The following is a 23,412-nucleotide window of genomic DNA, read 5'->3' as shown; positions in this document are numbered from 1 at the left end:
AGAATGTGACAATCTGGCGCGACATTTGCGCTTTTTCACGATTGCTTTTACAATATCCCCAGCATCGCCGATTGCTTTGTGAATTTAACTTGGGAATCCTTTATAGGTGTACTTCAACATGGATCAATTTGAGGCTCTTCGTTCCTACCTCTTCTCAATCGCCTATCGTATGGTTGCCAGTGCGAGCATCGCGGAGGATCTGGTACAGGACACATATATTCGTTATCTTCAGGCAAAACCAGAGCATATTCAATCGCTGAAAGCCTATCTCACAACTATCATTGTTCGTTTGAGCCTGAATTACCTACAATCAGCGCAGCATGAGCGCGAACAATACTATGGCATCTGGCTCCCAGAGCCTATGATGAGCGCTACCCAGGATATTGCTGACAGAGTTGAGGCTGATGAAACTCTCTCTCTGGCTTTTCTCAATCTGTTGGAGAAACTCTCGCCCCCTGAACGAGCTGTTTTTGTACTACATGAAATACTGGATTTCCCTTTTGCTGACATTGCGGATATAGTAGAGAAAAAGGCGAGCACCTGTCGTCAACTTTTCCATAGAGCGAAAGAGCATCTCTCCGAGAAGAAACGGCGCTTTACCACTGATAGTGAGCAAGCGAACCAGTTGCTTGTCCATCAATTCGTCAATGCTATTCGTTCTGGCAATCTTGAGACACTCACGAGCATACTTGCGAAAGACGCCGTCTCCTGGGCTGATGGAGGCGGGAAAGTGCAAGCCGCTCGCTATCCTCTCACTGGCAATGCTCGTATCGCAAAAATGTATATCACCATATTCCAAAAATATTTGACTCCTACAATGAGCGTGCGCACAGGTGTAATCAATCACATGCCAGCGCTCCTTATTTTTGAGCATGATGTCCTTCTGGGGGTCTGGATACTGGGGTTAAATGCACAAACCGTCGAAGAAATATTTGTTGTCGTCAATCCAGATAAGCTGGCATATCTTAGCAAGCAGTTGAGTCAGGGGGCCGAACTGGGAGAGCTTATATAAAAAATTTTCTCAGTAAGAAAAAACAAGGTGTCAAAAACAGGCGTTAAAACTCTTCGAATACATGTCAAAGGTGTTTAAAAGCGATAGTACAATAGCATTATCATCCTAGTATAGTTATGAGAGTTTGCAATAGCGCCTGGAGAAAAGGGGGAAGTGCACATGACTCAAAGCAATATCGACGTAGTTAAGAGTGTCAAAGATGCTCCGATCAATTATGCACTGCTCAAACTAATCCACCATGAAGTGGGCAATGGTCTGGCCGTGCTTTCTGGATATCGGCACCTGCTGCAACGTACAATCTCAGCGCGTGCTCAAGAAACATTTCCCCCAACACAAGAAGCCTGGCAAGATCGAAATGATTGCTGTTTAGGCTATTTGCAGACAATGCAAGATCGCGAAAAGCGCTTGAATGATCTGCTGGCTCAACTACGTGAGCTCGCTCCTGAGGCAACAGATGAGCGACTCTGTCAAAACAAGGTTCGAGCAGATCTCGTGGCCATATTCAGACAGGTCATTGAACAACGTATTCCACTCTATCCTGATGGTATCGTACAAGTGAGCATACCTACGCAGCCGCTTTTTATCATGTGCGATTCTTTCTGGTTGCAGGCGCTTTTTGAACATATCCTCCTCAACTATATATTCACAGGACAGACTGTTACGAAGCCTGCTGAGATCCATCTAGCACCCTTTTCAAACCTCATGGGTCAGGAAGCGCAAATAACGATTCGCTTCAAAAACGATCTGCCGAGACACACGACCGAAAAAATAGGAGAATTCGGAGCAGAAATACGAATATTTGAGCATGGCGAGGTAGAAGCGTGCCTTGCACTATGCCATGAGATTTTACACGAACACGGAGGACAGATCTGGAGTGAGCAAGAAGGAGGCTTTTCACTTGCTTTGCCTCTGGTGGATTAGAAAAGAGAAAGGTTCATTTTATATAATGACCCCATAACACCCCTAGCCAAATTGAATATAGGGCGGGGGAATTGGTTCAGCAAGCCAGACCATATCGTTCCCCAGATAGAAGGCAATTCCTTGTTCTGAGGCCTCAAGCGCATTCACATGAAGTATGACCGGACGAGATGTACGACGGCGAGCCACCATCAGAGCCGTCTCCCTATCAGCAGAGAGATGGACATACTGGCGCTGCATTGGGCGTAAGCCTTGATCCCTAATGAGTTGTGTCGCCTCAGGGGTGGTACCATGATACAACACTTTCGGCGGAATAGCGGCTTGCATCTCAATCTTTCTCGGAAGAGAATGACCATAATAGGCACGGATCTTGCCATCTTTGACTTCAAAACGCTGCTTCTCCGATTGCGCCATGAGAGAGAAAATGTCTGTCTCTGTGACCTGCTCCCAGGAGCGATGCTGTTGGTGCAAAGCAGCTAATAGCTCTTCCATAGAGACCCAACCCTCAGCATCAAGGATCAAGCCATGACTCTGGGGATCATGACGCAGAACATACGCGAGCGTTTTACTTAGACGCTTGAGATGTTTTTCCATCCATCACATCCATATATTTTTCAATTGACAATAGAGCTCCAGTATACACTCTTGCCGCGAAAAAAACACTATGCACCCTTCAACTTTGCCATTGTAACTTTTCTAAGAATACTCCGCTGTAGAATGGGGTGTACCACTTAATTGATCTACATCCTACGCAGGCTGAAGCTCTGCGTCTACATATGCCTGCTCATGCCTTCTGAACACTGTTGTAGAACTATAAGAAATCAAAATCATAAGCAAGGTAAATATCGCCTATAAAACCGCTCACAGACGGCTTGAGCGAGTATAATGGTATCTGCATTCTTCAATATTTGGTAATGTCCTGACTCCATTGTTCTATCGAACCTTAACCAGAGAATTTAGCCATTCCAAATGACGTCTATTCTTGTTGTCTTTGCGATGATTTCTCATCCCTGGATCAAGTGGACTTTACCATTATCTTCAAATAAGAGAGAAGGAACTCATACATGCAATGTCCCAACTGTAAAGCAAAACTGCATTCGGGAGGCAAGTTTTGCTCCAACTGCGCCGCACCATTGCCTGAAGCGTTGGCTTCGACAGAGAAACCAACACTCCTGACTCGCTGGAAGCAGCATCGGATGAACACACAACACAACCATGAAACACATACAGAGACAGCCGGAGAAGCTCATGCCGCGATGCATAAGGCAGAGCGACTTGCCGAAAAGGAACAGGAGGAACGAGAAGAAGAAAATGAGCGGTTAATGATCTTTAGCGATGGAGTAATCGCCTTCGCTCTGACCATTGCAGCTGTTTCCATCAAGATCCCCAAAAACCTGGAAGAGCTAAATACCGTTGTCTTTGGCATTCGCCTCTTCTCGTACCTCTTAAGTTTTATTTTTGTGTATAATCTCTGGCGAGAGCACCATAGCATCTTCCATCACATTAAACGCAACGATGGCTGGCTCATCACCCTGAACTCTCTCTACCTAGCCCTGGTAGTCTTGATTCCAGTCAGTTTGAATATCATGGATGTCGGCCTTATTGACATCGCCCTACATCCTGAGGTAGCCCTGAGTAGTAGCAATATCTATAGTTTCTTGTTATTTCTGGGGTCGCTACTGGGTGCAAGTATCATGCTTCCATTGATGTGGCGATATGCCCAAAGCAAACAATCCAATACGCTCTTTGAGGATACTCAGCCAGAAAAGGCATTTCTTGTCTACACCAACTGGCGATTATCAGCCATTCCGATCAGTTTGCTCTTCTATATCCCAGCCTATATCATGCTCGCGTTGAATTACTGGGAGATCGGAGTTGGCATTGTGGTCGGCTACACAGTAATACGCTGGCTCTTTTTCTCCTTCTATCGTCGTCGCTTGCAGGAGAATTTGGATCTAAGCATCGGCAACGAAGATATGACCCGCATCCAGCTTTTTAGCGACGCCATTGTTGGTATCGCGATCACCATCGTTGCGGCCCAGATCGATCCCTCTTTCAATTTTGAAGACCACAACGCGGTCGCAACCGTCCTGACTGAGAGCTGGAGCCTCCTTGGCACCTATGTATTTAGTTTTGTCCTTATGGGGGTGTACTGGTTACTTCATTATCACCTGTTCAGGCTGATCAAACGGTACGACTCGGTACTACTGGGACTCAATTTTGTCTTCTTGCTTCTGATTATCCTGATGTTTATTCCTGCGCGCCTCTATACCAGCCACATGTCTTCTCACGTGTATGCGCTTCTCTTCAGTTGCTGGCAGGTAATCACTGCTGGAGTACTCTGGGCCATATGGCAGTACGCTAGCTATAAGACGGCGCGATCACATGAATACCGTCTTCTCAAGCGAAACATTCCATCCAAGAGACGTAAACGCTTTGCACGCATCCTTCTGATCAACCCACTCATCTTTGTGGGCCTGGCTCTCGCGAGCATCTTTCTACCCATTCCCACAACCGCCTATATTGTGATCTACCTCGCTCTGCTAGGCAGTACGTGGACCATCTCTCATTGGTCCACAAAAAAAATAGAAGATCTCTTCGAGCAAGATCCCGATCCAAAGGTGCCAGCCGAGGTCGCTACGGTCTAATCTCTGGTCTATCGTGCACTCCATTGAAGGTCTGCTTCTTCTTAGAACAAAAAGTACGCTCTTTCCTGGAGAAGGGAAAGCGCGTACTTTTTGTTCTCTAACAACCAAACAAGACGCCATTAATGGTTCCCAGTCATTGGAGCTTTTGACTTACTCTCATGGAGGTCTTGAGTGCGCAAAAGCAAACACTCAGAAACGAGTAACGCGATATCCATCCATGCTATACTCAACAAACCTCTCTTCTATAACAATAAGGAAGGAAGAAGCTATATTATGTCAAAAGATGCAAATCCCCAACATACGTTTCTCCGTATTATCTTGCTGGGTCTGCGCTTCGGCTGGCCCGTGCTCATACTTCTGGGTGTCCTCTGGTTCCCTTTTGACTGGCTAAGCGAAGTGTGGCCTGCATTTGGCGTCCCATTCCATGAGGTCTTTCATAATGCCCACGACCACTTTGTTGGGCATACTATCTTCTTTTTCATCATCGGCACACTTACTCTTAGCCTCATCCCGCAATTGCGCCGTCATCTGCACTGGTATGTCGCAGGCTTAATCCTGGCAGCGCTGGTACAGGAAACTATCCAGGCATTTTTCCGCGGTGAACTTCCTACCTTCACCGACTTCAATGCCTTTAAGGGCGATGCGCTGGGAGGCATCTGCGCACGGGGATTGTGGTTTGTGCTAGAACTCCTCCATTCGTTCTGGAAAAGAAAAAGCCCTATAACCACACCGCCGCGTATGAAATCATCCTAACGCCTCCACAATTTCGCCAACGCGGATTCCTTAGAAATCAATACGAACAAAAATGATGTGTCACCACCTCATCGCCTGATCATGTATATGGCTACTTGCCGCCAATGCCGTGCGGCTTCAGCGCAGCAGGATCAATCTCGTCGTTGCTGATTTGGTAGCGATTATCGGTTGAGAGGCGCAAACGGTCTTTCGTCAGATTAGGAAGGGCTTTGTGGATGGTATATGAACGGAAGAACAGTGCATCTCCGATCCCATAGTCAACAGTGTGCCACTGCGCCTGCGATTCATCTACAGGGATACCATGACCCCCAACAGCCCCAACATGCCTTGCACTATGCTCAACAAAGCCTAAATTATGGGTTCCAGGCCAGACTGCCAGCCCACCCAATTCACGTGGGCAATCACCTAGAGGCGTCCAACATGAATAGGTTTCTACTGAGCCACGAATGTAGTAGTAGTCCTGGTGCGGTGGTGTCGCAAAGGCCGCAGATCCAGGAAAGGTAATGCGCCCGATACGGCGCGGGTGAACAAAGACATCCCCTTCCAATAATTTTTGCGCTATTGCCATCAAGGCAGTATGACAGGGGAAATTATAGAAATTTGGAAGCCTGAGCACCTCGCGATAGGCAGCAGCGTATTCTGGCTGCCCTTCAGTCAGGGGCTCTTGTCCGGGCATAGCTCGCCCTTCCATAAGATCGTAAGCAGGATTCACCCATCCTGCCGCGCTCAACACTTCCAACATAGAGCGACGCACGGAGCGTACCTCGTCCGCAGGCACAAGCCCCCGGAAAAAGAGGTATCCTTGCTCACTCATTTGTTTCTGTAGCATTTCGGCGGCGGCGTTTGCGTCAGATTCTACAAACGACGTATACTCATCATAAATCTCAGATGCCTGACCACTCATTGCCTGTCTCCTCCATTGCAATCACACGTCTTCATGCAACATCATCGCGCGTATCACCTCGCTTTACAGCAACGGTGACTCTACGCTCAAAATCACATATGAGCCTCTAGAGCAAATCATCGCTTGACAAGGTGCAATTTATAGTGTTAAGCATACAAGCAAGAAGAGGTGATTGGCTTGTCAATTTCAGCGGACTTCATGGCATTTTCTCCGAGAAAGGCAGGAACTGAGGGTGCAATATCCAGATACGTTTTTATGGACCGAGTTGGCAGTTTCCCAGGAGGCTACTCCCTGTTACTTCACAAAGATGCGGGGCCATCAATCTCTCCCTCTGCTACTACGACACGAACGCTACAATCACGGCATAGATACCGGGCCACACCACCATCTGGATTTCTATGCCTTCTATATCGTTCAGAATGGGCAGGGCATACATCTGATAGATCATCACCCCTATACCATTGTGCGAGGAGATGTATACATTCTTCCACCTGGGGTTGTCCATGCATATCAGCGCTACCACATGCTTGAGCTTGATGCCTTCTACTTCCAACGCCATCTCTTCTCCACCGAAGAACTCGCCGCGCTACGCGCCCTGCCCATCTTCTGGCATCTACTGATCGGTACAGAGGATACTTCTATGGGGAAGGAATCTTGCTATGCACATCGCTTGCACCTTTCACCAGAACATCATCATGCTGTGAACACGATGCTCGCGGAGATCTGCATGGAGTATGCTGAGCAGGATCTCGCTGCCGTCCAGTTGACGCGCTGCCAGCTATTTCGCCTGCTGGTCTCTATAACACGCAGACAAGGGGCGGTGGATAAAAAACCGCCCCTCTCTGAGCTGAACGGGAAAGCACCCTATAGTCCTGACATTGTTCACATCTTGCGCATGTGCGAAGAGCGCTTCCATGAGCCGTTGACCGTACCCCAATTAGCTTCTCTGCTATTTCTCTCGCCTAGCCGCTTTAGCGAGATCTTTACACGCGAGGTAGGCGTCCCTCCAGCGACGTATATACGCCGCTTACGGCTAGAATGTGCCCAAACGCTGCTGCGTACAACGTCACTGAGTGTTACCGAAATCGCGCACCGGGTTGGCTTTAACGATGGTCCCCGTCTGACCCGTACCTTTCAAGCCGTTTTCCATCTAACACCAACTGCCTACCGGACCAATTTCGGATCATGAAGATATCCTGCCATTGCAGGCACTATTATATGAATCCAGGACCTCCTCAAGCACAATTGAAGGGTTGAACGCCACTTACATAATGGCGCCCAGAATCCAGGGAGCGAACTCTTCTTCACCGATGTCCTGGGCCTCGCTTTTACTCTTTTTGCCACTTGCCACGGCAATCACTTCTTCCAGGATCTGCCTACCAGCCTCCTCTGCGCTCATCCCCTCACCATCTAACATGACACCAGCGTTGAGATCCATATCATTGTTCATACTCTCATACATGGGAGTATTCGTCGCGATCTTGATGGATGGAGCCGGCTTAAAACCAAAGCACGAACCACGTCCAGTAGTAAAGGCCATAATATTAGCACCACCCGCGACCTGTCCAGTGGCTGAGACGGGATCGTATCCTGGCGTATCCATGACGACCAATCCACGTTCCGTAATCTGCTCAGCATACTGATAGACGGCATTCAAAGGCATGGAACCGCCCTTAGCGATTGCCCCTAGCGATTTCTCATAAATAGTCGTCAAGCCTCCAAGCTTGTTGCCAGGAGAGGGGTTATTGTCCATTTCCATCCCATTGATTGCGGCATATTGTTCCCACCAGCGCAAACGCTCAAGCAGTTTTTCACCCACCTCCTGACTGCGCGCCCGTCGGAGTAGCACATGTTCGGCTCCATATATCTCGGGCGTCTCGCTCAGAACAGCAGTTCCACCTTGTCTGATCAATTCATCGACACAATAGCCCAGGGCAGGATTGGCAGTGACCCCACTCCAGCCATCGCTCCCACCGCACTGAAGCGCCAGGGTGAGTTCGGAAATGGGAATAGCTTCGCGTCGCACATCATTCACTCGTGGGAGCAATTCACCAATAAGACGCACTCCCTCTTCCACAGTCTGTGCAATTCCCTGGTGCTCCTGAAGGTTGAGTGAGAGTGGCTCCTTCCAGCGTTCACCAACATCAAGCCGCATCTCACTAATCAGATTGGGAATCTGGTTACTTTCGCAGCCCAAACCCACCAGCAAATAGGCACCAACATTGGGATGAGCCGCCATTCCAGCCAGTACGCGCTGTAAGGTAGCGATCCCCTGGCTCCCCATCGCGCAACCGTTTTTATGAGTCAATCCAATAATGCCATCAATCTGGGGATAGCGGCGCAAAATTTCCGCCCCAAAGCGCTTCTGGATAGCGCGTATCGCACTGGCAGCACAATTTACAGTGCCAATTAGTGCCAGGTAATTACGTGTCCCGGCCCTGCCATCGGGCCGTCTATACCCCTGAAAGGTACGCTGCTCCTGAATTGAAACAGGTTGAACCAGGTGCAATTCACTCCCATAGACATACTGCTGATGGAGTGTACCTACCGCAAGGTTGTGGGTATGCACATGTGAACCTGCCTCAATTGTCTGGGTCGCAAAACCGATAATCGAGCCATAACGAAGTACAGGTTGCCCCTGCGCAATCTCCCGGAGAGCCAGCTTATGGCCTGCCAGTACGCGCTGCCCAACTATAAGCAAGCGACCATTTGGCAGGCGCACATGAAGGCCTTTTGCTAATGGAAGACGGGCAATAGCGACATCATCCCCTGCCTGCAAAAGAACAGCGACCTCCTGAAGATCAACAGGCTTACCACTCGGCAATGCGCCTCTTTGTATCTGAAAACGCTGCTGGGTCCTATCCATACTCCCTCCTTATAGTCTTAACGCGGCTATAACTACTCATTCTTGATACTATCACATTGTTGCTCCCAACAATGTGATAGTATCAAGAATGGCGGTGCCATAAATTTGGGCGATCCTATGAAAAATTGAGTATTGGAAAAAACCACCGCTCAATAGGAACCGGGTCAAGCAGTGTTTCATTTTTCTGAGGGCCAAAACGCGCAATACAAGAGACCTTTAGCCTCATTTCAGAGCATTCAAGTCTCACACGATAAGAATTTGTTCTGGGAAGAGCGAAATACAAATACTCATATTGCTGAAGAGAAAACACAGGAGCTACAGTAGCCCAAAGCCCCAGAAAGTAACAAGGGTCACCATAACAGCAAGAAGCGTTCCAGCGCATGCCTGAAGCACATTATGGGCGCCCACCTTCCAGCGTGCCCATCCAATCAGAGGGGCAAGAGGTGTAAGCAGGAGGAACAGTGGACCAAAAAATACCACGAGCATTGTACATGCCCCCGAAATCCCAATCATGTGCAGGCTAATCTTCCATTTCGCCACACTGGTAATCACGAGCGCAAGTATGAGCGAAATCAGCATAGCAACGGTTGTGCCTAGCAGGGGGCGCGAAGCCTGCAATAGAACAAGGATGAAGAATGAAACCGTCATACAAACGAGCGCGAATAAGACTGGTACCAACCGCTGCTCACGGCGCGAAACATGCTTATCCGTATATTTCCCTTGCCGAACGCCACGTGCGATGAAGAGATAAGGGAGAATCGAGACTCCCACGATGACAATCCCCCACCACAGGAACGCATGGAGCAAATCAGGAGCACTCATCAGCGCAGCCACCAGGAATGTAGGCGCTGCAACAAAGAGTGGATTAAAGATATCGGAGATGTAATGTGCAATGCGCTCACCCCTGCTCGATGAGAGGGCGGATGGCATATTCGTCACTTCAGTATCCGTTGATGAAATATTCATAGGCGATTATCTATGTCTTTCATACAAAGGCGTATATACAATCTTCTACATGCATCATAAATTAACATGTGATAACAGCTCTGGTCAAATTTCTGCTTCCAGGAAGGCACCGTTCATATGGAGAGCCATATTATTATGCGTGAATCTGCCTATCTGGAAATTAGGCAGATTCACGCATATGTGAGCAGGCAGGAGGCGATTACAATCTCAAAAGACTTAAGACAAATCACTGAGAAAGCGGTATCCAACCCTCTTCAAGGCGACTATAATCACAATCGACCAATGAGCCGCGCCAGGCGATTTCCTTCCGAAACTGCGTCGGAGATAGGGATAAGACCTATTGTCAACTCATCAATGCCCATCGAGAGCAGTTCCAATAGACGATCTCGTATCTTACTTTCGTCGCCAAAGACTAACAAACTTTCGATAAAGCTATCGGAAACAGAGTCGATCTCTTGTTGTGAGAAACCCGCCGCAACGAACATATTGCGATAGGCGGAGCGTGTTTGGTAAATGCTCATTGCTTGTCGTCCTATGCGTAGTGCGGTTGCTCGATCCTCTGTGAAAGCTACGGGCACATGAGCCACAATTGGCGGACACGCTCGCCCAGCTGCACTTGCCCCTGTCCTCATCGCAGGAAGCGCCGTATTCAACAGATACGGAATCGGACACATAACGGGAAGAGCGCCATCCGCCACTTCGCCTGAGAGTCGGAACGCTCTCGGTCCCAGCGCAGCTATGAACACGGGAAGCTGCGATGAAGCCTGCAACGACACCTCAGTCGCAAAGTAACGTCCCTGATGATGGATTTCGCCTTGGTGAAGTAAAGGGCGTAGTATTTGGACATACTCGCGCAAGTAGGAGAGAGGCGACTCCATTTCTATACCATACACATGTTTTGCGAATTCTGGCGATGAAGTGCCGATACCCAACCTCAGCCTGCCTGGGGCCAGGGCATGAAGGCTCAAAGCCTGCTGAGCCAGTTGCACAGGGTGATGTAAAAAAACCTGCACGATAGCAGTTCCTAGTTTGAGGCTTTTGGTGCGCATCGCCGCTGCAGCCAGTATCGTGAGCAGATCTGGATTCCAGGGTGGGCCCCCCACCCAGATATGGTCAACGCCTGCATCCTCAATCTCGATAAGTGACGTAACAAGCGTTGTCGGATCTGTAGGCACAACTGAGATACCAACACGTTCCTGGAAAGAACGGACTTCCTCTTTCTGTTCCATTCATCTCTACCTTTCTGTACTTCAGTTTGAGAAAATTTTCCAAAGTATGCATCATAGTGATACTTATGCAACGCGCTGTTGTACAAAAAGCTTAACAGGAGGTAGAATATTAGGTCAATCAGCAAAAAACCGCAATACGTTGTGTATGCGACAAAGGAGAAAAAAGTGACGCAAAAGCCAGAAGAAATCGAGGATTTACGTGTCCGCCGTACCCGCAAACTACTTCAGCAAGCCTTCATTGAGATCACGGTAGAGAAAGGATTTGCGGCACTTACCATACGTGACATTACGGAACGAGCTATGGTTAATCGCTCAACATTTTACCGCCATTACCTGGATAAATATGACTTACTAGAACAGTATATGAACGAAATCTATGAGATGACTGAAGATCAGTCCGCTTCCGCAGAGAAACAGAAGCCAGATTCTCAAGGAACATCGTCTGGGCCACTCAACCTGCTCAAGCATATCCAACAGAATGCAGAATTCTACCGTGTGATGCTTGGCCCAAAGGGAGATCCCTATTTTGCGCAACGTTTTCGCCAGAATACGGAGAAGCGCTTTCGCTCTTTATTCGCTACAGCGCTTAAGGAGCTACAGCCTGACACACTTCCCATCGACCTAAAACTCAGTTGTATTGCCTATGCGGGAATGGGCGCGACAGTCTGGTGGCTAGAACAAGAGCAGCCCTGTCCACCCGAACAACTTGCCATTTGGCTGGGTCAACTCAGTAGCGCTATCGCAGGCCCCTCTCTCAAACCAAACAAATGAGCTACACAGACAGCGTATGTCACACTTACAGAGATGTGGCAATGGGCAAAGTGAACCAGAACGTAGCTCCCTGACCAGGAGCACTTTGCACTCCCACACGCCCCTGCTGCAATTCAATGAACGCTCGGCACAAATAGAGGGTCAATCCGAAGCTCAGATCCAGTTCATGCTGAACTGTAGTGCCTTTGGTACGATAGAAGCGTTCCCAGATATGATCGAGTTCGTTTTTCGCAATACCTGATCCTTCATTATGAACTGAGACGCTAGCATGCGATTCAGCAATACGTAACCGGACCGTCACTGGACACTCTGGGGAAGAATAAACGAGCGCATTGATCAGATAAGTATTGAGAACGTACTTGATACGCTCAACATCAGCAATGACGGGTACGCTTTGATACGAAGAAGGAACATCAAGCACAATGGGATGCTCTGGCGCGGATTGTTGCTGCTTATTCACTTCATCTCTTAGTAGTGCGAGTAAATCCTCAGGGTGCAAGGACAACATGAGCGTATGAGTTTGGATACGTGCATCATCGACCAAGTCATTGATAATACGTTGTTGAAGCTGAGCCCCCTGCGAGGCTGCGACCAAGGGGCGCTGAACATGGTCAATAGGTTCACGTAACTGAGCGGAGAGAGGGGGAAGTTGTTTCTTTAACGTCTCCAATCGGCGCTGTGCTAATTGCAGATTACCCAGGACCCTCGTCAATGGAGTTCGCAGCTCATGACTTGCCAGGGTCAGAAATTCGCCCGTCTGGCGCGTTACTTCTCGTCGGGCAAGTACTTTCTTCTGTTTCTCTTCCTGAGCATAGAAATAGTGAATCCCCTCAATGAGCAGCATAGTCTGTGCAGTAACGATTTTCGCGAGCCCAATCTCCTCGGGCGTGTACTTCCCTTGAGCACTTATGTTGCCGATAAGCAGCATCCCAATCCATTGCTGCTCCAGAAACAAAGGAATGAGTAAGAAAATCTCGGGATCAGGAGATGTAGAGTTGGGGTTCATAAGAAAGGCTTGCTGATGACCAAAATCAGCACAGGAGCGTAACTGATCAGACGTAAGCACCACCTCCTGGTTTGCACTCAGGCGAGCGAATATAGCGTCATCAATGCGCTCTCTGAGATGGAAGCATCCCCTCATATCTTGCCAGCGCTGTTCTTGTTCATCAGTTAAGCCAGTTCCTGCAACAAAGTGCAGATGACCTGTTTGACGAGCAAATGCAAACATTTCCACATCATGACAATTCAAGACCTGCTGGATGATATTCACCACTTGCTGAGCCACAAAAAGTACTGGAGGCGAGAGAAGAAAGGTCTCTTCTGGCAAGATATACTCTCTTTGCCCAGGAATCTGCATGATCGCGGTAAGCAGGTCCAACATCGACTCATAGACACGTTGGAGATGAAAGACTTCCTGATAATAATACGTGAGCTCATGGAAGACAAAGACTGTTTCTTGTATGCCAAGCTCTTGATCAATCACGGGAAAAGAGCGGACGGTGACTGGAATCTTGCGCCCAGACGGGAGGCCCAACAAAAGGGTCTGTACTGATAAGTCGGTTCCCATTTTCCCAGCCAGCATGAGACTCATGAGCCATTGTCCTGAAGGAACAAGTGATGACTGCTCATCAGAATGGATATAGTGGTTAAGAAACTGCTGGTAATCTTTTCCCAGGTATTGGGCTTCGGAAGCCACTTCAAAGAGCTTACAAGCAGCGGCATTGATCCGTAGGATTCTCTGATTGTGATCACACGCAACAAGGCTATCCGGAAAATGTTCCCAGGCAGCTTGCAACCGGTGAAATTGTACCTGGTTGTGAGGTGGAAGCCTCCCAGAGCGGGAGCGAAGAATCGACTTCCCATCAGGAGTTCCACCACGTTTCAATTTGCGTGGCGTGACACGGTGTGAGCCTTTATCCACCTCAGAGTCCCTTTCCGGAATGCTCAATTGCTCTGCAAGCTGGGAAAAGCATACTACTATAAGCTATTGTATGCGTCGTGGAGAAGAGACTGCAATCTCATCACATTGAGATTGCAAGAGCAAACACACCGATTCGAGAGAAAGGCTCAATCATGAGACGCTTTCTCTTTGCCTACATTATTGAGAGAAATCAGCATAATATATAGCCCCGTAACAGGAACAGCTTTTTCGGGAGAGCATACCATAAACAGGGAAGAAATAATTTTTCCATTTTAAGGACAAGCATACTGATATATACCATCTGAGAAATAAAGATGATCTGCCAGGCACACATATGGGAAACAATGATACTGAAGAATTGCATACACTCTCTCGCTCAGTCTTTGCATCATTAAGTGAGAGTGTCCTTATCTACGACCTTCAAGGCAATATTGTCCAGATGAATAGCGCCGCGCAACAGCTCTTTGAAGTACAGCCAGAAGCGTTTGTTGGAATCTCCTGGTGTCAATTTCTCGCGTCTCTTAAGCCTTACGAACTGGAGCATCCGGAAGATGGTTCCAAGCCACAATCGATTATAGGCTGCGACAGGGATGATATATTACCACAGACAAATTCCAACGGGACCTCCCTATGTACTCCTTCTGGACACGAATTACAGATACATCTTGCCAGCGCACCAGTGTATAACCGACAAGGAAAGTTGATCGGGGGATACACAATATGTCATGACCTCACGGCGCACCACCAACAAGAAGCGCGCACATTACAAGCCTTCACATCTTTGCTCACGCTTGTAGAACAGCTCGTAGCAATCGCGTGTCGGGAAGAGACAGGCATAGACAAAGAGACATGCGCAATTTCCCCAATCCTGGTTACAGGAAAATTGCTGGTGGAGATTATAGCCAAGGTACTCAACTGTCATTATGTCGATGTCTTCGCGATTGATCCCCAAGGTGACCGTCAGCATCTCCTGGGTGCCAGTAACCTGACGCCTGAGCAGGAACAACGTCTACGCGAAGAAACCGAGCAAGCGCCTCTTTCTGATTACATCGACGAAGCTACGATTGCGCAGCTTCACGCGAACCAGGTAGTACTGCTTGATCTTCAACAGCAACCATATGTGACGCCGCGCTCGGACTTCGGGGCGCGTTATCGCCTACTTGCCCTATGGTACAGCATGGAGAGCTAATTGGCCTCTTCATCATCGCGAAGATGGAAGGCGAATATACAGACGTACACTATACCTATTCAAATGAAGAGATAGCACTAGCGCAGGGAACAGCCCGGCTCGCAGCTCTGGTTATTGCGCAGGTCCGCTTACTAGAAGAATGGGCAGCCACGAGAGCCACTGAGCAAGCCCTTCAGGAAATAAATCGTCGTTACGACGCTTTCATCAGTATCGCCAGCCATGAACTCAAAACGCCCCTTACCACCATTAAAGGCAATGTGGAATTGACCCTTCGGCGCCTAATGAAGCTTAATCATAATCTGTCCGCAGCACAACTAGACCAGCTACGAAAACCGCTCGAAACAGCACTACAAAGAGCACAGGTTCAGGCTCGCATGATCGAGGAATTGCTTGAGGCATCGCGTATTCGCATGAACAAGTTCACGCTGTCAATGACTCCTTATGATCTGGCAGACATTGTTGAGGAGGCCACAAAAGATATGCAGCAAGCAGTCACGGATCGCGCAATTATACTCGCGCCTGTAGAACGGCCCGTACCAGTCCAGGCCGATATAGACCGCATTAAACAGGTCATTCTCAATTATCTAACCAATGCCCTTAAGTATTCCAATCCTGAGTATCCAGTGGTGGTTCATCTTACCAGAGAAGATGGTTTCGCACGGGTCTCAGTGCAAGATCAAGGGCCGGGTATCCCATTGGAAGCACAGAAAAGTCTCTGGCAACGTTTCTACCGTGTGCCTGGAATAGAGGTTCGCCATGGTTCAGGCACGGGCCTGGGGCTGGGCCTCTATATCTGCCGAGAATTCATTGAACTCCATCATGGTCATGTAGGAGTCCAAAGCACGCCAGGAGAAGGTTCCACATTCTGGTTTACATTACCCATAAAAGAAACTGCCTGATAACCACCGAATTGGCATCATAGATCTTCGATGATGTATGGTATTTTCGAGAAAGCTATTTAGTCGACACCTCTTTCCTCCCTTGCCAAAAAGAACAAGCGTCACAGAAACGGAGGTCTGATGAAGATCACGAAACGCACCATCCTCGTCGATAATGTCCCCATTCACTATAGGGTTGCAGGCAAAGGTGAACCAGTGATTCTCATTCATGGGCTCTCAGGTTCGTCCCGCTGGTGGAATCGTAACATACCTGCCCTTGCTTCGCTATATCGCGTCTACCTCGTAGATCTTCCTGGTTTTGGGGCAATGAGACATCTAGCACCCACATTCGAGCTTGTTGAATGTGCTGCCTGGCTGGACAGATGGATGCAATCATTAGGGCTGGAAACGGCACACCTCGTCGGGCACTCAATGGGCGGCTATATTTGTATGGCGCTGGCAGTATTACGCCCTGCTGTTGTGAAGCATCTGGTCCTAGTCGATTCAATTGGGATGGCTTTTGGCAAACATACCAGCCGCTTGAGAACAATGGCACTCCGCTCTATTTATCGAACAACACCAATGTTCTGACCCTATATGGCTTATGACTTCCTCCGCGCTGGAAATGCTATGGTAGCACGCGCCGCAGGGCAAATCATGGCTCTTGATGCGGCATCCGTCGTCTCGGCAGTCACGGTTCCCACTTTACTCATCTGGGGATCTGAAGATGACCTTGTTCCACTTTCGCTTGGTCGCCAGCTACACGCAAGCCTGAGTGGATCGTACCTCCTGGTGCTCAAAGGCTCCAATCACTTTAGCATGTTTGATCAACCATCGGCCTTTAATAATGCTCTGCTAGCCTTCCTAGAAGGGGACGACATGGGGGAGCTATATGCTCAGGACCCCACTAGACCATTGCAAAATGCGGAATAAATAAACAGCGATGTTCCAGTAGGTTTATTTGAAACGTAGCATATTCTTACTAAAAATTTCAGCTATTGACAATCATATCCCCCTCATCATACACTTTGATAAAGCGCTTTATCAAAGTGTATGATGAGGGGGATATGAGGAAACGACGTTCTACACAGGCCGATGTTGCAGCCCTGGCGCATGTTTCACCAGCTATAGTCTCGTTAGTAATCAATGGGCACATGGATGGAAATGTGCGTATCAGTGCCCAGACCCGGCAACGAGTCTGGGATGCGATACGCGAATTGGGCTATGTTGCGAATCCGGTAGCACGCAAACTCGCTGGAAGTCAAAACCGCTTATTGGGAGTGTTTACCTACCAGGCCATCTTTCCTCTGGAATATCACGATTTTTACTATCCCTTTCTTATCGGAATTGAAGAGGAGGCCCAAGCGCAAGATTACGATCTCCTCCTCTTCACACGGCCCACTACGAATGGCAAGCGTTCTATCTATAAAGAGGGAATCAATAGCCTGCAAATGGCTGATGGCGCGCTTTTGTTAGGTGTGTACCAAGGGCCTGACGAAATTACGCAGCTTATGCAAGAAGGATACCCTTTTGTCTATGTGGGTAGACGCGACATACCCGGTATGAACATTCCATATGTCGCAGCTGACTATGTAGCGGCTACCGTTCAGGTGGTTGAATATATGCACAGCCTGGGGCACCGGCGTATTGCTTATCTATCTAAGCAAGATAGAATACCATATGAGGCGCATTATGATCGCCAGAGCGGCTACCTTCTTGCACATCAACGCCTTGAAATGGTACTTGACGAACGCTTGCTGATAGCGTGTGACCTGGAAGCAATCACCCCTGCATTACTACAGCAATATCTTTCACTTGGTGTAACAGCTCTATTATTTGAGGATATAAGCTATGCCCATAAGTTATTAAATGTAACGAAGCAAATGGGGATGAGCGTTCCTCATGATCTCTCCTTTGCGCTTCTGGGAGATCCACTCAACGAAACACAGCACCTAACTGGCATGACAGGCTTTTCCATTCCACGGCGTGAAATGGGAAAAGAAGCAGTGCATTTACTCATTAACCTTTTACAGGGGAACAACTCGTTAAAGGGACAACAACTGACACTGCCATGCACCTTTATGAAAGGGAACACTGTCATGCCTCCAACACATCTATAGAACAGAGCATTACTCAGAGGCCGCGCATCAGCTCGTGCATATGTCTTTACGTATGAACATATTATTCTTTATGCTTCCAACCTATGGGCAGACCATCCAACGATTAAACCTAGCTTCCATATTCATCAAACATACTAGCCAAAAGGAGAATACATATATGCGAGAGCGACAGACAGACATTCTTATCGCGGGAGGGGGTTTAGGGGGCATTGCCGCTGCGCTTGCCGCACTGCGGCTGGGGAAACATGTCATCATTACTGAGGAGACTGATTGGATTGGTGGTCAGCTCACTGCGCAAGCAGTGCCGCCAGACGAACATCGCTGGATTGAACAATCTGGTTGCACAGCCAGCTATCGCCGCCTGCGCGACGGGATTCGCGATTACTATCGACATTATTATCCTTTGCTACCCAAAGTCAGGGAGAATCCAACGTTCAATCCAGGAATGGGAGACGTGAGTCGGCTCTGCCATGAACCACGGGTCGCGATAGCAGTGTTAGAGGAAATGCTAGCTCCCTACCGCGCTAGCCGCCAGGTTGAAGTGCTTCTGCACTCTCGTCCTATCGCAACGGAATGCGATGGGGATCATGTACGTGCACTAAAAATCCAGAATGATGAAACAGGCGAGCAAACAGTTATTCATGCTCTCTATATCCTGGATGCAACCGAAATGGGCGACATTTTACCAATGGCTGGTGTAGAACACGTGATTGGAGCTGAAAGTCAAACTCAGACAGGAGAACTGCACGCCCTTGCTGGCGAGGCACAGCCACTCGATCAACAAGCGGTGAGTTGGTGCTTCGCGCTCGATTATATCCCCTCTGAGAATCACACCATCGAGCGACCAGAAACTTACGACTTCTGGCGTCGCTATCAAGCAGATTTTTGGCCAGGGCCACAACTTGGCTGGATTGATTACAACCCCGAGACACTTGAAACGCGCCACCGTGCACTCTTTGATGGAGATACCGACCGTGAACAAGGGCAGGACTTCTGGCACTTTCGGCGAATTTTTTACCGCCAACATTACCCACAAGGCCGCTTCCCCAGCGACATTACACTGGTGAACTGGCCGCAGATTGATTACTGGCTTGGTCCCCTGCTAGGTGTCTCAGATAAAGAAAAACAGAAACATTTACAGGCTGCTCGCCAGCTCAGCCTCTCTATGCTTTACTGGATGCAAACCGAGGCTCCACGTATGGGAGGTGGGTATGGCTATCCAGGGCTACGTCTGCGTGAGGATATTGTGGGAACAACTGATGGATTGGCAAAAGCAGTCTATATCAGGGAAAGTCGGCGTATCCAGGCAGAATTTACGGTCCTGGAGCAACATGTGGGTGTCCAGGCTCGTGCAGTAATGGGCTTACCAGAAGGGTCCGAACTCTTTACCGACAGTATCGGTATTGGGAGTTATCGCATTGATCTGCATCCTAGTACCGCTCTGCGCAACTATGTTGATGTCAGTAGCTATCCTTTCCAGATCCCATTAGGGGCACTCATCCCTCAACGGATTGAAAATCTGCTTCCAGCCAATAAAAATCTTGGGGTGACTCATATTACCAATGGCTGCTACCGTCTCCACCCGGTTGAGTGGAATATTGGAGAGGCAGCCGGAGCGCTGGCTGCTTATTGCCTAGAGCAGAAACTCACCCCAAGGCAGGTGCGTAATACTCCCATTCATCTTAAGGACTTCCAACGTGTACTTACGCAGGTACTCGGATTTGAGCTAGCCTGGAACAAGGATGCACGCATCACGAAAATTTAACGACCACAGCTTATGGCATTACTACCGAAATGCGGTAAGCAAGGAAGTTGCAAAAGGAGGGCTTCTGCAACTTCCTTACGCCCCCATATTAAAAGCACATTTACTAGAATCTGAAAGAAAAAAACATTGAATTCTCTTGAACTGAGTATTGCATAACGATTACATTCCTGAGCAGAGAGAGAGCAGGTCCTAGGATGCACGACGCAGCCAGTACCAGGCTGAGGGAATACCGGGGCGATCAAGGGACTCCACGGCACGTTCAAGTGTGAAATCTGGTCCAAATAGCGCCTGAACCTCTGAACGCGTGAGGCGATTACTTAGCAGTTCGTTAGGCATGAAGCCATAAAGCAAGAAGAGCGCACCAGGAGCAGCGAGCCGTATGACACCACGCGCATAGCCTACCCGTGCTGATTCCTCTATACTATGCAAACAGCCAAGATCGAAGAGCAAAGTATAGCCCGGCTCCAGCTTGAGCGTGTCTAGCTGAGTCACGTCACCGACAAAAAAGTCAACATTGCCCTCTAGATTGTCAACGCGGCGCTGTTTTTCACAAGCCTGTTCAATGGCAGAAGGAATGAAATCAATGCCTGTAACATCCCAACCATGACTCGCCAGATACAGGCTGTTCGTGCCAGTACCGCAACCAAGATCAAGAGCACGTCCTGAGGGCCTGGCCTGTAAGCCTTGTATCTCCGCAACGAGTTCGGGAGGCGTAATATTGGTATCCCAGGGAGGATTTCCACCTTCATATGCTTGCATAAAACGGTCATAGGTGGCGGGCCGCTCCTGGGGATCAGGGAAAAAAGATGACATAATAAACCTCCTTATCCTTTCAATATCTCTTGTGCACACCATCATTCTATCTTGTTCCCTACTCTCATTCAATCACCCATCATCACATTAACTCCTCCCATAAGAAACACGCCTCTTTACGTTATTGTTATGAGGGTAATGTATTGCTTTATACCCACCCCTAATGAGGAGGAAACCGTATTGGACGCTACAAATGGGGTAATACTTGATCCAGACTTCCTGGCGCTGGGTCTGGGCGGCACAAATATGATGGCCATGTTATGGACTGTGGCTATGGGTCGCCAGGCGGTAGGGGTTGAGATGCGCGGCGATCCCTTTCTTGGCGTACACTGGAATATCCGAGAAGACTTCTATCATCAACTCGGCCTGATTGATCAAATGATACTTGAACAATATGGCGAAGCACGGATACCACGCCGTGCCAATGGAAAGCTATTCCGTCTCGCGGAATGTTTCTATAGCGAGCAAACTTCCGCTGGGGATATCGTTGCTGACGAGGTCATTGATGGCTTCGATGCGGATCAACATATCGTAGGAACCATTCGCGATGTCGAATTTATTGATGATCGATGGAGAGATGGTTTGCCAAACCGCGTCATTACCATATTGGACCCACCTGTTCCACCGAGTCAGCCCGACGCTAAAAAGATTCGTACCTCGATGATAGAAGTGCTGGATGGACCTTCCACATTCCAGGCTGAGGCGGCATCCATACAGAAATTATTGCGTCGCTACCTGGAACTGATGGAGCAACAGGATCTAGAACACCATCACAAACCCAGAATCCAACTGTTTACGCATCATCGAGTCGTTCAGACGGAAAGCGAGGGCTTTATTCATTGCTCAGATGGGCGCAAGCGCATTCGCATCGAGGCCTTACAAGAATTTGATTTTAAGGGTCAGTTCGTTCGTGTGCGTGAACCGAATAGCCAGATTATTGATCTTGGAACGCCTGAACTCTTCATGATCGCCCAGGGCTTTAAAAGTTCCGATGCCAAACGTTTAGGTTTTGAGCAGCATGATGTCGAGGTCGATCACAATGATGGTCGTGGAGCCGTAGTAGCGCAGGCGGACTTCATGGCAGGTTTGCTTGAGGTGCTTGTTGGTGGACGGCTACGCCGACGCATCTCATCAGAGTTCGATGAGGACGGCAAGGAATACTGGGTGCGGCAGATCGCAGTGGGTCATGAGAATGATCCAGAGGTAGGTTGGGTTCTGGTCCAGGTACCCGACTTCAAGACCTTTGACCCTATAGTGGCTGGACTCGTTCCGGAGGGAACAGACCCCAATTCACCAGAGTTCTTTGCCTCATACCAACATTTGATCTATGACTTTTACATTGAACAAGCCGCACAAATTCTAGAGATTTCGCCCCAGGAACTTCGTAAGGTCCAGATGATCTATGGGCCAACACTGTTTAGCCTCATTGAGCGGGCTGGAGACGATTCCCTGGTCGCAACAAACGGCGTGGTCGCAGGCGATTCCTTCGGCAACGGGCACTTCCTGACCAGTGGCGGCGCGATGACAGGGATGATTGGGCATAGCGCACGCGTCCTTGAGTATTGGCAAGAGCGGGATAGAGGCACATCGCCAGCCGTTGCCATTCGCCAACTAGCAGATAGCATCAAAGAAGACACGCACGCCTGGCTTGAGGTCAGCGCGAAAGAATATAGTCAAGCCGCTCCGATCAACTTTGGCGCAAAGCGTATCGAGCAGATCAGTAAAGCCAGCGGCATTGCGACAAGCGCACGCTCTAACGCTATCGATGCCGCGCGTCGCCAGCGTCACGCGCTTATACCTCTTGATCCCTCAAACTGGCGAAGGCTATTCGTTCGCAATGGGAAGGTGCTTTCAATCTTGCCAGAATTGAATGCCAGCCATCCTCAACGCCGTTCAGAAGAGGCTGCAAGCTCGTTCCTCGCATCCCTGAAGGATCAGCCGTTCATGCCAAGGGCCATAACCAAGAAACTTGACCTGGAGTCTGAGCCAGGGCAAGGTGAGCAATCCATTATCAAGCTCAAGCTCAACGCGGACCCGGATATGTCAGAGGGTGAGCAGACCATTCTCATGCCTACGTTTAAGACTAGCGAGCTACTGAGCGATGGTGAACGTACCATTCTCAGATCCAAACCTAAGACTGACGAGCTACTGAGCGAAGGGGAGCGCACCATTCTCAGGTCCTCATTCGAGCGGGCACAGCACATTCAGAAGCAACTTCTCAGAATCGGATCGCTAACACCTCAGAACGCTCAGGTCTATGCGGTTCTGGAAATCGAACAGGGCGAAAATATCGCGCAACATATGACTATCAACGTGGCGGGCATGACTATCGGGCGGCCTGATCCCAAGCGAGGTATCAAGCCAGATATTGACCTCACACAGTTTGATACCTCTGGCTCGGTTTCTCGCCTGCACGCACGCATTCGCCTGCATAACAATCGTTACTATATCGAAGATCTCAAAAGCCGCAATAAGACACGGCTGGGCGAGCTGATATTAACACCGCTTCGACCAGAAATATTACAGAATGGTGATATAGTACACTTTGCCTCAGTAAAGGCCACTTTCCGCTTGCTTGGAGCAAGTGAGCTACCCACACCATGGGCACAGTCTTAGAGGTATCAAGGTTATCAGGTTAGAAAAAAGGAGAGTAGCTCTG

20 protein-coding genes are annotated in these 23,412 nt (G+C 48.9%); 13 read left to right on the top strand and 7 right to left on the bottom strand.

Going from position 1 to position 23,412, the window contains the following annotated elements; all coding sequences use genetic code 11:
• Positions 1-118: 118 nt before the first annotated feature.
• Together sigJ and K3T82_RS45050 are read left to right on the top strand one after the other, a co-directional pair.
• The gene (gene sigJ, locus K3T82_RS45055; RefSeq protein WP_220199993.1) at positions 119-1,012 is read left to right on the top strand and encodes an RNA polymerase sigma factor SigJ; all 894 of its coding nucleotides are present in this window, start codon (positions 119-121) and stop codon (positions 1,010-1,012) included.
• Between the two features lie 159 nt (positions 1,013-1,171).
• On the top strand, positions 1,172-1,933 hold the full coding sequence (locus K3T82_RS45050; protein ID WP_220199992.1) for a histidine kinase: 762 nt from the start codon (positions 1,172-1,174) through the stop codon (positions 1,931-1,933).
• A 42-nt stretch (positions 1,934-1,975) separates the two neighbouring features.
• On the opposite strand, the gene K3T82_RS45045 is transcribed toward K3T82_RS45050, so the two are convergent.
• On the bottom strand, positions 1,976-2,524 hold the full coding sequence (locus tag K3T82_RS45045; protein WP_220199991.1) for an RNA 2'-phosphotransferase: 549 nt from the start codon (positions 2,522-2,524) through the stop codon (positions 1,976-1,978).
• Positions 2,525-2,994: 470 nt separating this feature from the next.
• Here K3T82_RS45045 and K3T82_RS45040 point away from each other — a divergent pair, with 470 nt between their 5' ends.
• Both K3T82_RS45040 and K3T82_RS45035 read left to right on the top strand, forming a co-directional pair.
• Positions 2,995-4,578 carry a TMEM175 family protein gene (locus tag K3T82_RS45040; protein WP_220199990.1) on the top strand — a complete coding sequence of 528 codons (1,584 nt, stop codon included), beginning with the start codon at positions 2,995-2,997 and terminating at the stop codon, positions 4,576-4,578.
• Positions 4,579-4,851: 273 nt separating this feature from the next.
• Positions 4,852-5,331, top strand: a complete 480-nt coding sequence (locus K3T82_RS45035; protein ID WP_220199989.1) for a hypothetical protein — start codon at positions 4,852-4,854, stop codon at positions 5,329-5,331.
• A gap of 91 nt (positions 5,332-5,422) precedes the next feature.
• On the opposite strand, the gene K3T82_RS45030 is transcribed toward K3T82_RS45035, so the two are convergent.
• Positions 5,423-6,235: a phytanoyl-CoA dioxygenase family protein gene (locus K3T82_RS45030; protein WP_220199988.1), complete on the bottom strand. Its 813-nt coding sequence runs from the start codon at positions 6,233-6,235 to the stop codon at positions 5,423-5,425.
• A 232-nt stretch (positions 6,236-6,467) separates the two neighbouring features.
• Between K3T82_RS45030 and K3T82_RS45025 the strand changes: the two genes are divergently transcribed.
• Entirely contained in the window at positions 6,468-7,424 is a 957-nt protein-coding gene (locus K3T82_RS45025; protein WP_220199987.1) for an AraC family transcriptional regulator, read from the top strand.
• A gap of 75 nt (positions 7,425-7,499) precedes the next feature.
• Here the strand turns inward: K3T82_RS45025 and K3T82_RS45020 are convergent, their stop codons facing one another.
• From K3T82_RS45020 to K3T82_RS45010, 3 genes are all read right to left on the bottom strand, one after another.
• Positions 7,500-9,101 carry a UxaA family hydrolase gene (locus K3T82_RS45020; RefSeq protein ID WP_220199986.1) on the bottom strand — a complete coding sequence of 534 codons (1,602 nt, stop codon included), beginning with the start codon at positions 9,099-9,101 and terminating at the stop codon, positions 7,500-7,502.
• Between the two features lie 315 nt (positions 9,102-9,416).
• Entirely contained in the window at positions 9,417-10,067 is a 651-nt protein-coding gene (locus tag K3T82_RS45015; RefSeq protein ID WP_220199985.1) for a hypothetical protein, read from the bottom strand.
• A gap of 269 nt (positions 10,068-10,336) precedes the next feature.
• Complete coding sequence (locus K3T82_RS45010; RefSeq protein ID WP_220199984.1) at positions 10,337-11,296, bottom strand: LLM class flavin-dependent oxidoreductase; 960 nt, start codon at positions 11,294-11,296, stop codon at positions 10,337-10,339.
• 165 nt (positions 11,297-11,461) lie between these two features.
• Between K3T82_RS45010 and K3T82_RS45005 the strand changes: the two genes are divergently transcribed.
• Positions 11,462-12,067: a TetR/AcrR family transcriptional regulator gene (locus K3T82_RS45005; protein ID WP_220199983.1), complete on the top strand. Its 606-nt coding sequence runs from the start codon at positions 11,462-11,464 to the stop codon at positions 12,065-12,067.
• Positions 12,068-12,092: 25 nt separating this feature from the next.
• Here the strand turns inward: K3T82_RS45005 and K3T82_RS45000 are convergent, their stop codons facing one another.
• A complete protein-coding gene (locus K3T82_RS45000) occupies positions 12,093-13,988 on the bottom strand; it encodes a sensor histidine kinase (protein ID WP_220199982.1) in 1,896 nt (631 codons plus the stop codon).
• Positions 13,989-14,322: 334 nt separating this feature from the next.
• On the opposite strand from K3T82_RS45000, the gene K3T82_RS44995 reads away from it, so the two are divergent.
• The 6 genes from K3T82_RS44995 to K3T82_RS44970 all read left to right on the top strand — a co-directional run bounded on the left by K3T82_RS44995 (position 14,323) and on the right by K3T82_RS44970 (position 19,940).
• Positions 14,323-15,177 (top strand): PAS domain-containing protein, encoded by an 855-nt coding sequence (locus K3T82_RS44995; RefSeq protein ID WP_220199981.1) that lies wholly within the window; start codon positions 14,323-14,325, stop codon positions 15,175-15,177.
• Positions 15,156-16,076: a GAF domain-containing sensor histidine kinase gene (locus K3T82_RS44990; protein ID WP_220199980.1), complete on the top strand. Its 921-nt coding sequence runs from the start codon at positions 15,156-15,158 to the stop codon at positions 16,074-16,076. The genes K3T82_RS44995 and K3T82_RS44990 overlap by 22 nt, the downstream gene beginning before the upstream one ends.
• Before the next feature lie 120 nt (positions 16,077-16,196).
• A complete protein-coding gene (locus K3T82_RS44985) occupies positions 16,197-16,646 on the top strand; it encodes an alpha/beta fold hydrolase (protein WP_220199979.1) in 450 nt (149 codons plus the stop codon).
• 39 nt (positions 16,647-16,685) lie between these two features.
• Complete coding sequence (locus K3T82_RS44980) at positions 16,686-16,988, top strand: alpha/beta fold hydrolase (RefSeq protein WP_220199978.1); 303 nt, start codon at positions 16,686-16,688, stop codon at positions 16,986-16,988.
• A 134-nt stretch (positions 16,989-17,122) separates the two neighbouring features.
• On the top strand, positions 17,123-18,175 hold the full coding sequence (locus K3T82_RS44975) for a LacI family DNA-binding transcriptional regulator (RefSeq protein ID WP_220199977.1): 1,053 nt from the start codon (positions 17,123-17,125) through the stop codon (positions 18,173-18,175).
• A 157-nt stretch (positions 18,176-18,332) separates the two neighbouring features.
• Entirely contained in the window at positions 18,333-19,940 is a 1,608-nt protein-coding gene (locus K3T82_RS44970; protein WP_220199976.1) for an FAD-dependent oxidoreductase, read from the top strand.
• A 189-nt stretch (positions 19,941-20,129) separates the two neighbouring features.
• Here the strand turns inward: K3T82_RS44970 and K3T82_RS44965 are convergent, their stop codons facing one another.
• Entirely contained in the window at positions 20,130-20,753 is a 624-nt protein-coding gene (locus tag K3T82_RS44965) for a class I SAM-dependent methyltransferase (protein WP_220199975.1), read from the bottom strand.
• Between the two features lie 180 nt (positions 20,754-20,933).
• On the opposite strand from K3T82_RS44965, the gene K3T82_RS44960 reads away from it, so the two are divergent.
• On the top strand, positions 20,934-23,369 hold the full coding sequence (locus K3T82_RS44960) for an FHA domain-containing protein (RefSeq protein WP_220199974.1): 2,436 nt from the start codon (positions 20,934-20,936) through the stop codon (positions 23,367-23,369).
• The last annotated feature ends 43 nt before the right edge of the window (positions 23,370-23,412 follow it).

The sequence above is a fragment of the Ktedonospora formicarum genome (genome assembly GCF_016587355.1).
Taxonomy (GTDB): domain Bacteria; phylum Chloroflexota; class Ktedonobacteria; order Ktedonobacterales; family Ktedonobacteraceae; genus Ktedonobacter; species Ktedonobacter formicarum.
The sequence above is the reverse complement of the archived record's forward strand: the minus strand, read 5'-3'. Positions and strand labels throughout refer to the sequence as shown.